Source organism: Flavobacterium sp. CHNK8 (genome assembly GCF_019774515.1).
GTDB classification, from domain to species: domain Bacteria; phylum Bacteroidota; class Bacteroidia; order Flavobacteriales; family Flavobacteriaceae; genus Flavobacterium; species Flavobacterium tiangeerense.
In genome coordinates this window covers 2197057-2208539 of the sequence record NZ_CP081492.1, presented here as the reverse complement: position 1 = coordinate 2208539, position 11483 = coordinate 2197057, and the positions used below count along the sequence as shown (strand labels likewise).

Annotated in this window: 8 protein-coding genes and 1 rRNA gene; 7 read left to right on the top strand and 2 right to left on the bottom strand. The window is 32.9% G+C overall.

Annotation, left to right across the window (positions count from 1 at the left end; genetic code table 11):
* Positions 1 to 132 precede the first annotated feature (132 nt).
* Positions 133 to 242 (top strand): 5S ribosomal RNA (rrf, locus tag K5V07_RS09425).
* A gap of 425 nt (positions 243 to 667) precedes the next feature.
* Here the strand turns inward: rrf and K5V07_RS09420 are convergent.
* Positions 668 to 1894 carry an aminotransferase class I/II-fold pyridoxal phosphate-dependent enzyme gene (locus K5V07_RS09420; RefSeq protein WP_221917259.1) on the bottom strand — a complete coding sequence of 409 codons (1227 nt, stop codon included), beginning with the start codon at positions 1892 to 1894 and terminating at the stop codon, positions 668 to 670.
* Between the two features lie 271 nt (positions 1895 to 2165).
* On the opposite strand from K5V07_RS09420, the gene K5V07_RS09415 reads away from it, so the two are divergent.
* Positions 2166 to 2624 carry an Lrp/AsnC family transcriptional regulator gene (locus tag K5V07_RS09415; protein ID WP_182650993.1) on the top strand — a complete coding sequence of 153 codons (459 nt, stop codon included), beginning with the start codon at positions 2166 to 2168 and terminating at the stop codon, positions 2622 to 2624.
* A gap of 135 nt (positions 2625 to 2759) precedes the next feature.
* Positions 2760 to 4163 (top strand): dihydrolipoyl dehydrogenase, encoded by a 1404-nt coding sequence (lpdA, locus tag K5V07_RS09410; RefSeq protein ID WP_144893598.1) that lies wholly within the window; start codon positions 2760 to 2762, stop codon positions 4161 to 4163.
* A gap of 62 nt (positions 4164 to 4225) precedes the next feature.
* Here lpdA and K5V07_RS09405 read toward each other — a convergent pair whose 3' ends face one another.
* The gene (locus tag K5V07_RS09405) at positions 4226 to 4606 is read right to left on the bottom strand and encodes a DoxX family protein (RefSeq protein ID WP_221917258.1); all 381 of its coding nucleotides are present in this window, start codon (positions 4604 to 4606) and stop codon (positions 4226 to 4228) included.
* 176 nt (positions 4607 to 4782) lie between these two features.
* On the opposite strand from K5V07_RS09405, the gene K5V07_RS09400 reads away from it, so the two are divergent.
* From K5V07_RS09400 to K5V07_RS09385, 4 genes are all read left to right on the top strand, one after another.
* A complete protein-coding gene (locus tag K5V07_RS09400; RefSeq protein WP_221917257.1) occupies positions 4783 to 6069 on the top strand; it encodes an anthranilate synthase component I family protein in 1287 nt (428 codons plus the stop codon).
* 14 nt (positions 6070 to 6083) lie between these two features.
* Positions 6084 to 7397 carry a tRNA lysidine(34) synthetase TilS gene (gene tilS, locus K5V07_RS09395; RefSeq protein WP_221917256.1) on the top strand — a complete coding sequence of 438 codons (1314 nt, stop codon included), beginning with the start codon at positions 6084 to 6086 and terminating at the stop codon, positions 7395 to 7397.
* On the top strand, positions 7394 to 9427 hold the full coding sequence (locus K5V07_RS09390) for a protein-disulfide reductase DsbD (protein ID WP_221917255.1): 2034 nt from the start codon (positions 7394 to 7396) through the stop codon (positions 9425 to 9427). Before tilS ends, K5V07_RS09390 begins: the two co-directional genes overlap by 4 nt.
* A 111-nt stretch (positions 9428 to 9538) precedes the next feature.
* Positions 9539 to 11389: a CocE/NonD family hydrolase gene (locus tag K5V07_RS09385; protein ID WP_221917254.1), complete on the top strand. Its 1851-nt coding sequence runs from the start codon at positions 9539 to 9541 to the stop codon at positions 11387 to 11389.
* Positions 11390 to 11483: the final 94 nt, after the last annotated feature.

The window sequence follows — 11483 nt, the reverse complement described above, 5'->3', positions numbered from 1 at the left end:
CAAGGCTCGGGGAGAAACTTTCTAATACACTTTTTATATTCTTTATCTCAGTATGTTAAGATATTATGTAATTGATGTTTATTATACAATGTAAACAACATTACAAAATTGCCCAAAGCAATTATAACTTCTTAAGGTGGTTATTGCGGCGGGGCTCACCTCTTCCCATCCCGAACAGAGTAGTTAAGCCCGCCTGCGCAGATGGTACTGCAGTTATGTGGGAGAGTATGTCGTCGCCTTTCTTTGAAAAGCCTATCTGCAAAGATAGGCTTTTTTTGTTTTATATTGATAGCATATTTAAGCTAATGTCTTGCCTTTGTAACTCTTCTTTAATTACACGTTCAAAAAATAGATTTTTATGTGTACTATTTATTAGGTAATCTGTATCAAGGTATATTAAAAGCAATTAAAAATTTAAATACATTGTATGAGGAAATTGTTTATATAGGATTGAATTCCAATGTATTGTATTTTTTTTTAGGATTTGAAATATTCGAAATAAGTGATTTTAACGTTAGTTAGATTTAATAACTAGCAAAGATTTAATCAATATTCTAAAAGTATTGGTTTCTTACCTTTCTTGGTCTAGTAAATTTTCATTAAAAAAATAGATCAAAAAAAAGCAGCAAAGTATTTTGCTGCTTTTTTAAATTATTTACTAAATGTATTATTCTGCCAAAATGGATTCTGATGTCAGTACGTTCAATTCTGTCATGCATTGCTTCATCATTTGAAACGTTCTATCGATATCATTATCCAAACCTATTGAAAATCGAATCAAGCCGTCAGTCAATCCCATTTCTATTTGTTCTTCCGTTGGAATTTCGCTTGAAGTTGATGTTCCCGGTGCGCTAAATAAAGTTTTATAAAATCCTAGACTCACAGCAAGGTAACCTAAGTTTTTTTCTTGCATTAATTCCATTAAGGCATTTGCTTTTTCTAAAGTACCTACATCAAGCGTCATCATACCTCCAAATCCATACTTATGATTAATCATAGACGAATACAATTCATGACTAGGGTGACTTTTTAAACCAGGATAAACCGTTTTTAAACCTTCTTTTTCAAAACGTTCGGCTAGATACATTGCGTTGTAGCTATGTTGTTTCATTCTAATATGCAGTGTTCTTAGGTTTTTCATTACGCTTGCAGATCGCAAACTATCCATTGTAGGGCCTAATAACATACTAGCTCCACTATTTACATTTTTTAAGCTATTGATAAATTCTTGCGATGCACACGTTACACCGCCCACAGTATCACTACTGCCATTAATGTATTTTGTTAAACTGTGAATCACAATATCAGCTCCTAATTTTGCAGGAGAAACAGATAATGGTGAAAAGGTGTTGTCAACCACGAGTGTCAAGTTGTGCTTTTTTGCAAGTATAGAAAGTCCTTTGATATCAGCAACTTCTAGTAATGGGTTACTCACGGTTTCACAATATAGCACTTTAGTATCTGAAGTGATGGCTGCTTCTACAACATCTAGTTTTGTAATATCAACAAAGGTAGTTTTGATGCCTAATCTTGGAGTAAAATTCTTCAAGAAAGCATACGTACCACCATAAATTGTTCTGCTCGAAACAATGTGATCACCAGTTCCGCACAACTGCAAAAGAGTAGGTGTAATGGCACCCATTCCTGATGCCGAAACATTTGCCGACTCTGTTCCTTCCATAGCCGCTAAGGCTTTGTCTAAGTATAAATTACTTGGTGAGGAATGACGAGAATACAAGTAGCAACCTTCCATATTTCCTTCAAACGTATCGAACATGGTTTTTGCAGAAAGAAAAGTATAGGTAGAGGAATCAGAAATCGATGGATTTACACCTCCAAATTCTCCAAAATACTGTAAATCTTGGATGTTATCTGCGGGATTGAAATTTTTCATAAGTTTTTTTTTTTTGAAGCTATTCCTGCTATCCGCTATATCTTTTATTCGCTGAGGCGTATAAAAGGATGTCGCTTCTATCAGGGCTAGGGGATTACGGTTTTAAGATTAATTCTATTTCAAATTAACAGTGTTCTAGATTAATAATCAATATTACTCGTTAATTTTAGATTTTTAAACTATAATAAACATTAAATGTTATTAAATTTTCTAATTTAGCATCAAAAATTGGATTCGTATAGATTTTTTTTCATTTATAAATTTCAAGAATATGATTTTAGACGCTATTGATAAGAAACTCTTGTATTTATTACAATCAGATAGTAAAAAAACAACTAAGGAGCTTTCCTTAAAGTTAAATTTATCAGTAACTGCAGTCTATGAGCGGATTAAAAAACTAGAAAGAGAAGGAGTCATTGCTAAGTATGTAGTATTGATTAATCGGTCCCAGGTCGAAAAAAGTTTTGTGGTTTTTTGTCATTTAAAGTTAATACAACATACCAAAGAATTTATTGCAAAGTTTGAAAGTGAAGTAATCCAACTAAAGGAAGTTATTGAATGCCATCATGTAAGCGGAGATTATGATTATATTTTAAAAATAGTGGTAAAAGATATGGAAGCCTATAGAGAATTTTTGGTTACAAAACTTACCACACTACAACACATTGGTAGTACTCACAGTACCTTCATGATAAGTGAAGTTAAAAATACCACTGTTATAGATGTATAATAAGTTTTTCTGGATTTCATTTTTTTTTTAAGTCCATAAATTAATCCCAAAAAACCTGCTTAATTCAAGCTGAAACAAAACTAATTTCTTAATTTTGTCACACTTTTATATAAACTTCACAAAAATAAATATACTATGAGTTCATTTGACGTAGTCATTATAGGTTCTGGCCCAGGCGGATATGTATCTGCTATTCGTTGTGCACAATTGGGATTTAAGACAGCAATTATTGAAAAATATTCCACTCTTGGAGGAACATGCCTAAATGTAGGCTGTATTCCTTCAAAAGCTTTGCTTGCTTCTTCTCATCATTACAGTGAAATTGCACATTTTGCAGATCATGGTATTGAACTTTCTGGTGAAGTAAAAGTCAATCTTGAAAAAATGATTGCACGCAAACAAGCGGTTGTCGATCAAACTTCAGGTGGAGTTAAATTTTTAATGGATAAAAATAAAATCACAGTTTTTGAAGGTTTAGGTTCTTTTGTTGATGCTACACATGTTGCTGTTGAAAAAGCAGATGGAACTTCTGAAACTATTGAAGCAAAAAATATTATCATAGCAACGGGTTCTAAGCCTTCTTCTTTACCTTTTATCAAAATTGATAAAGAGAGAATTATTACTTCTACTGAGGCATTAAAACTTAAAGAAGTGCCAAAACACCTTGTAATCATTGGTGGTGGAGTAATAGGTATAGAATTAGGTCAAGTATATTTACGATTGGGAGCACAAGTTTCTGTTGTTGAATATTTAGACCGAATTATTCCAGGAATGGATGCATCATTGTCTAAAGAATTGACTAAAGTATTGAAAAAACAAGGAATGAAATTCTATGTTTCACACAAAGTGAAATCAGTAGAAAGAAATGGTGAAGGAGTTGTTGTTCAAGCCGAAAATGCTAAAGGAGAAACAATAACATTAGAAGGAGATTATTCATTAGTTTCAGTAGGTCGTCGTCCATATACCGATGGATTGAATGCAGATAAAGCAGGTGTTAAAATATCTGAAAGAGGAATGGTTGAAGTAAATGATCATTTACAAACAAATATTCCTAATATATATGCAATTGGTGACGTAGTTCGTGGAGCAATGTTAGCACACAAAGCTGAAGAAGAAGGTACAATGGTAGCTGAAATTCTAGCAGGACAAAAACCACACATCAATTATAATTTGATTCCAGGTGTTGTATATACTTGGCCAGAAGTGGCTGCAGTTGGACAAACTGAAGAGCAATTGAAAGCTGCTGGTGTTGATTTTAAATCAGGTAGTTTTCCATTCAAAGCTTTAGGTCGCGCACGTGCAGGTGGTGATTTAGATGGTTTTGTGAAAATTCTAGCTGACGCAAAAACAGATGAAGTACTTGGAGTTCACATGATAGGTGCTCGTTGTGCTGATTTAATTGCCGAAGCAGTTACTGCTATGGAATTTAGAGCGTCTGCTGAAGATATTTCAAGAATGTCTCATGCACATCCAACTTTTGCAGAAGCGATAAAAGAAGCCGCTCTAGCTGCTACTGATAATAGAGCATTACACGTATAAGAAATAAAAAATTATTATAAACAAAACCCGCTAAATCAGCGGGTTTTTTTGTAAACTTTAGATTATAAATTAGTGCTAAATAGGGATTGGTATTTTTTCCAATGAAGACCTATTAAAAATACATTTCCAAGGAATAAAAATAAAGCTATTGGTAAACCTTCAGGAGCTAAAAATAAATTAATACATAAGATATTAAAGCTAACAGGAAGTAGTACAAGGTTAGTAAGTGTTACGTATTTCCCAGATAAATAGGATAACCCGCAAATCAATTCAACAGCTTTTGCTAGTGGCAACAAGTATAAAGAGGCAGCTATTCCGTCATTAAAGACTTTTAAATTACCTGTTACTTCTGGTTCTGGAAATAGTTTGAGAAAATAACTGGTAGAAGCAAATAATAATAAAAGCCCAAGTAAAGATCGAAAAATAAGGATTGCAATTTTCATGGTTATAGTTTTTAGATGTTAGTTTGTATATTTATTTATGAACTAGGTTTTGTTTCTAATTTTTTCAAAAAAGAATTTAGGCTTATCAAACTTATGAATTTTTAGTTAATTTTAATAAATATTGAGGGCTTAAGGTTTTTTTTTTGTTGTAATTTTGTTTTCAAACACCACTATTTTTGAGAACATCCATTGAGAAAATTATAAACGACCCGGAGCGCTTCAAGGAGCAACTTTTATCTTGGTCACAAGAGCACAGAGAAATTATTTTTTTAGATAGTAATTCGTATCCGCAAGAGTATTCATCCTTTGATTGCGTGCTTGCAGTTGATGCTTTTACATCTTTAAAAACAGATTATTACAATGCATTTGATGATTTAAAACAGTATCAAGAAAGCACTAAGGATTGGTTGTTTGGTTACTTATCTTATGATTTGAAAAATGACGTTGAGAATGTTTCATCAAAAAACAATGACTTTTTAGATTTTCCAGATTTGTTTTTTTTTCAGCCCAAAAAAGTATTTGTACTCAAAGGAAACAAACTTGAAATTCAATATTTGAATTTTTGTGATGATGAAATAGAGTATGATTATGAAACTATTTTGTCAACAGAAAGTCCTATCAATACAATTTTTGAAACTGTTCATGTGCAACAAAGGATTTCTAGAGAAAATTATTTGAAGAAAGTGATTAAAGTAAAAGATCACATTCATCGCGGAGATATTTATGAAGCTAATTTTTGTATGGAATTTTTTTCAGAAAACACAGTAATTGATCCATTGCAAAAGTTTTTAAAATTAAATTCCATCTCCAAAGCGCCTTTTGCTATTTATTTTAAGAATAATATGCATTACATACTTTCGGCATCACCGGAACGGTATTTAAAAAAAGAAGGAGAATTAATAGTTTCTCAGCCCATAAAAGGTACATCTAAACGTTTTTTGGATTCAACTGAAGATGAAGAATCGAAAAATAAATTAGCATCAGACCCAAAGGAACGTGCAGAAAATATAATGATCACCGATTTGGTTCGAAATGATTTGGCACGAACAGCTCAAAAAGGTAGTGTTCAAGTAACAGAGCTATGCAAGATTTACTCATTTTTGCAAGTGCATCAAATGATTACGACTATTACCTCTAAACTTGATTCTCAATATGCTGTAATTGATGTCTTAAAATCAACTTTCCCAATGGGAAGTATGACAGGGGCACCAAAAATTTCTGTCATGAATATCATTGACGAACTTGAAGAAACCAAAAGAGGCATTTACAGTGGAGCAGTGGGATATTTTACTCCGAATGGTGATTTTGATTTTAATGTAGTTATCCGAAGTATTTTGTACAACAGTGCTTCAAAATACGTTTCTTTTTCTGTGGGAAGTGCCATTACTTCTTTATCGGTTCCAGAAAAAGAGTATGAAGAATGTTTGCTAAAGGCTCATGCTATGCTTGAGGTTTTGCGTTAGTTAAGTTAAATAAAATGATACAACAAGTAGAGAAACATATTCAGCAAAACCTATCTTTTTTACAAGGTAAAAAGGTAATTTTGGCAACCAGTGGCGGTATAGACAGCATGGTTATGGTTCATTTGTTTCAGCAAATGGGTTTTAACATCGCTATTGCTCATTGTAATTTTCAGCTTCGAGGTTTAGAAAGTTTTGAGGATCAAAATTTTGTTCAAGAGTATGCATCAAATAACAATATTCCTTTCTTTTTTACCCAATTTGACACTAAGGCATTTGCCGAAGATTTTAAAATATCCACACAAGTTGCCGCAAGAGAGTTGCGTTACAGCTGGTTTTACGAAATTTTAGAGCAAGAGCAATACGATTATATTCTTACGGCACACCATGCTGATGATGCTCTTGAAACTTTTATAATCAATTTAAGTAGAGGAACTGGAATTGAGGGTCTGACCGGAATTCCTGAGCTAAATGATCGTGTAGTAAGACCACTTTTGGCATTTAGCCAAGATGAAATTACACGTTATGCCCAAGAGAACAATATCAAATGGAGAGAAGACAGCAGCAATGCCACAGATAAATACCTTCGAAACAAAATCCGGCATCAGATTGTACCTTTGTTAAAAGATATTAATTCTAATTTTTTGTCATCATTTCTTAAAACGCAAACCTATCTTCAGGAAGTTAATGTTATGATGGAGGATGCCGCGATTATGATTTACCAGCAGGTGGCAAAGCAAGAGGATGAAATTATATATCTTGATATTAAAAAATTAAAACAATTACCCAATTATAAATCCTATTTGTATCAGTGGCTCAAAGAATTTGAGTTTACATCTTGGGATGATATTTATGCACTTGTTGAAAGTCAATCAGGCAAGTTTGTTCTCGCTCCTCAATACCGATTATTAAAAGATCGGGATTATTTAATCCTTAGTCCGATAAATTTCGTAGATGAAAGAGAAGAGTTTAAAATTGATAGGGATTTACATGAAATTATATCGCCCATTCATTTGAGTTTTCAGTCGGTTGAAAAATTGACAAATGTAAATAAAAATATAATTTTTGTAGATGCAGATAAATTGAAATATCCATTAGTATTACGCCGATGGAGAGAAGGAGATGTTTTTCAGCCTCTTGGTATGGAAGGAAAGTCTAAAAAAGTGAGTAAAATTTTTAAAGACGAGAAAATATCACTCCTAGACAAAGAAAATAGTTGGATTTTGTGTTCCAATGAAGCTATTGTCTGGATCCTCTCAATAAGACAAGACGAACGATTTAAAATAGACCAACAAACTAAAAATATTCTAAAAATAGAACGACGCTCATGAAAAAAATTATCCTTTTAATTATTGCATTTTTGGCTTTTGCCAATGGTAATGCTCAAATTTTAGATCCTGCAAAATGGACTACTAAAATTGAAAAAAAGTCAGATACCAGATACCTCTTGATTTTTAATGCTGTTATTGATAACGAATGGCATTTGTATTCACAATTCACGCCAGATGGCGGACCGCTTCCTCTTGAAATTATTTTTAAAAACCAAAAAGGAAATTTTAAACTTATTGGCAAAGCCAAAGAAAGCAAAACAAGAACTGCTTTCAATGATATATTTGAGGTAAACGAAACTTTTTTTGAGAAAAAAGCTCAAATTCAGCAAGAAATTGAACTTATAAATACTAAGCTTACTGAGGTTAAAGTAGATTTTAATTATCAGGTGTGTAAAGATGTTTGCATCAATGTTGAAAAGAATTTCACTATAAAAATTCCTCAAAAAGAAAGTGCAACCACAGAAGTAGCACCGGTAGTAAATGTTACGACCGGAGATTCAACTCAGTCAAAAGAGGTTGTTGATACTGTGAAAACAGAGATTAAAGCTGATAAAACCGCTAAAATAACAGCTCCTATAGCTGAAAAGCCAGAGGAAAAAAGAGGATTATTGTCTATCTTTTTTATTGCATTTTTATCTGGGTTTGCAGCATTATTAACACCATGTGTTTTTCCAATGATCCCTATGACGGTTAGTTTTTTTACCAAACAAAGTAAAACTAAAGCAAAAGGAATTCGTAATGCTATCATTTATGGTATTGCAATCATTTTTATATATGTTGTTTTAGGATTTTTGGTAACGGCAATATTTGGAGCTGATGCCCTAAATGCTTTATCTACAAATGTATGGTTCAATATCATTTTCTTTATTTTATTAGTTGTTTTTGCATCGTCATTTTTGGGTGCATTCGAAATCATGTTGCCAAATTCTTGGGCGAATAAAGTAGACAATCAAGCAGATAGAGGTGGTATTATTGGTATTTTATTCATGGCATTGGCTCTAGCCATAGTTTCATTTTCATGTACGGGGCCTATTGTAGGAACTTTATTAGTAGAAGCAGCATCAAAAGGTGGTATTGCACCTATTGTAGGAATGTTTGGTTTTTCATTAGCACTTGCATTACCATTTATGTTGTTTGCTATGTTCCCAGGTTGGTTGAACTCATTACCTAAATCAGGTGGGTGGTTGAATACGGTTAAAGTAGTATTAGGTTTCTTAGAACTGGCATTGGCCTTTAAGTTTTTATCTAATGCTGACTTGGTATTGCAGCTCCATTTCTTGGAAAGAGAAGTGTTTTTAGCTATTTGGATTGCTATTTTTGGAACATTAGCTTTATATCTTTTTGGAAAAATTTCACTCCCACACGATAGTCCATTGAATCATATTTCGGTAGGAAGATTGTCTTTAGGATTAGTAGTTTTAGCTTTTACGGTGTATCTAATTCCAGGGATTTGGGGAGCGCCATTAAAATTAATTTCAGGTTTTCCGCCACCTATGACCTATAGCGAAAGTCCTTATGGAGTAGGAAATTCAAAAGGAGGCTCAGCAACAACAGCTCAAGTTTTACCAGATGGAGCTCATTTAGGACCACATGATTTAATAGCTTTTGAGGATTATGACAAGGGAGTAGCTTACGCAAAATCAGTTAACAAACCTATTCTATTAGATTTTACAGGTTATGCGTGTGTGAATTGTAGAAAAATGGAAGACTATGTTTGGTCCGATCCAATGATTTTAAAAATATTGCAAAACGAGGTTGTGCTTATTTCATTATATGTTGATGATAAAAGGGAACTTCCAAAAAAAGAGCAATACGTATCTAAAGAAACTGGAAAAGAGGTGGTAAGCGTAGGAAATAAATGGAGTGATTTTCAAATTACCAAGTTTAAAGCAAATGCACAGCCATACTACATTGTTATGGACACTGATGGGAATATGCTATCAGATAAACCAGAAAGTTACAACTCAAATATCAATGCCTACAAGGATTGGTTGAAAGACGGAATTGATTCATTTAAAAAGGCCGAATAGGCCTTTTTTTTTGTTCAAAAATATTTCATAAAGTATTTTTTTTGATGGACATATATTATTTTTATTTCCACATATTTTTTATCTTTAAACCCTATTAAATTTAAAAAACTCATGAAAAAACTACTAAGTATTGCATTATTGATATTTGGTTTCTTATTATCCTCGGCTCAGGATTCTAAACCAAATTATGTAGCAGAAAATTACACTAAAAAAGAAGTGCATATCAAGATGCGCGATGGAGCTGAGCTATTTACCTCAATTTATGCTCCAAAGGATACTTCAAAAAAGTATCCAATTATTATGCAAAGAACACCTTATAACTCGGGACCTTATGGGGCTGATAAAATGAAAAGGTCGATTTCACCTAGTGATACGATGATGAAAGAAGGATATATTGTAGTTTACCAAGATGTTCGTGGTAGATTTATGAGTGATGGTTTGTATGATAACATGCGTGGCTATGTACCTAACAAAAAATCAAAGACAGATATTGATGAAGCATCTGATACGTATGATACAATAGATTGGTTGGTAAAAAATGTACCTAATAATAACGGAAACGTAGGGACATGGGGGATATCTTATCCAGGTTTTTATGCAACGTATTCTTTGTTAAGCAATCACCCCGCTTTAAAAGCAGTTTCGCCACAAGCGTGTATAGCTGATTTCTTTTTTGATGATTTTCATCATAATGGGGCTTATCTTTTAAGTTACTGGAAAGTAACGCCTTTATTTGGACCACAAAAAAAGGCACGTACCACAGAGCCATGGTATACTTTTACCAATACAGGAACCAATGATGATTATCAATTTTTTCTTGATGCTGGACCACTTTCAAATTTAGATAAGTATTACGGAGCCGACAATGAATTTTGGAAACAGTTAAAAGATCATTCTAGTTATGACGATTTTTGGCAAAAAAGAGGTATTCTACAGCATTTAAACAATATTAAACCTGCTGTCATGACAGTAGGAGGTTGGTTTGATGCAGAAGACTTATATGGTCCTTTAAATACATACAGTACGATTGAAAAGAGCAGTAAAAATTACAATACAATCGTAATGGGGCCATGGAGTCACGGAGATTGGGCTCGTAATTCTGCTAAACAGGTTATTGGTAATATTAATTTTGGCGATAGCATATCAGGTTTTTACCAAAAAAATATTGAAGCTAATTTTTTCCGTCATTTCCTAAAAAATAATGGAAAAGGTGAAAACACGCTTCCAGAAGCTTATGTTTTTGATTCTGGTAAAAAAGAATGGAAAACGTATGATGCTTGGCCTCCAAAGAATACCGAAAAGAAAGCTTTTTTCATGCAAGACAACAAGTTGTCACAAATGGCAAAAAAGAATTTTGCCTTTGAAGAATTTATTAGCGACCCAAAGAAACCGGTTCCTTATTCTGAAGATGTAAAACAACAAGGTCTTACACCTAGAAAATACATGACAGATGACCAGCGTTTTGCAGCAAGACGTCCTGATGTTCTTGTTTTTGAAACCGAAATTTTAACAGATGATACAACACTTGCTGGCGATATTTTAGCGCAATTACAAGTAGCAACCACAGGTACAGATGCGGACTGGGTTGTAAAAGTTATTGATGTTTTTCCTAATGAGGAGCCAGAGACTAAAGAGATAGCTCCTCATTTAAAAATGAGCAATTATCACATGATGGTTAGAAGCGAAGTAATGAGAGGTCGTTTTAGAAATAGTTTTAGTAAACCAGAACCGTTTGTGGCTAATGAAAAAACAGCAGTAAATGTTAAGTTGCAAGATGTGTTTCATACCTTTAAGAAAGGGCATAAAATTCAAGTACAAGTTCAAAGCACTTGGTTTCCATTGATAGATCTAAATCCTCAAACTTTTGTAGAAAATATTTTTTATGCAAAACCAGAAGATTTTCAAAAACAAACTCATAAAGTGTTTAATGATTCTAAAATAGAATTTACTATTCTTAAATAAAGAGTTGTTAAGATTTATATCTTTTATGAATCAGTCCATTTGAAATTAAAATACCTCAAAAAGTAATAACTTTATGAGGTATTTTTTTTTAAGA

What these genes read in the sequence shown, in the direction of transcription:
- K5V07_RS09420 (WP_221917259.1), bottom strand. Translation starts at nt 1,894, where the DNA reads ATGAAAAATTTCAATCCCGCAGATAACATCCAAGATTTACAGTATTTT.
- K5V07_RS09415 (WP_182650993.1), top strand. Translation starts at nt 2,166, where the DNA reads ATGATTTTAGACGCTATTGATAAGAAACTCTTGTATTTATTACAATCA.
- lpdA (WP_144893598.1), top strand. Translation starts at nt 2,760, where the DNA reads ATGAGTTCATTTGACGTAGTCATTATAGGTTCTGGCCCAGGCGGATAT.
- K5V07_RS09405 (WP_221917258.1), bottom strand. Translation starts at nt 4,606, where the DNA reads ATGAAAATTGCAATCCTTATTTTTCGATCTTTACTTGGGCTTTTATTA.
- tilS (WP_221917256.1), top strand. Translation starts at nt 6,084, where the DNA reads ATGATACAACAAGTAGAGAAACATATTCAGCAAAACCTATCTTTTTTA.
- K5V07_RS09390 (WP_221917255.1), top strand. Translation starts at nt 7,394, where the DNA reads ATGAAAAAAATTATCCTTTTAATTATTGCATTTTTGGCTTTTGCCAAT.
- K5V07_RS09385 (WP_221917254.1), top strand. Translation starts at nt 9,539, where the DNA reads ATGAAAAAACTACTAAGTATTGCATTATTGATATTTGGTTTCTTATTA.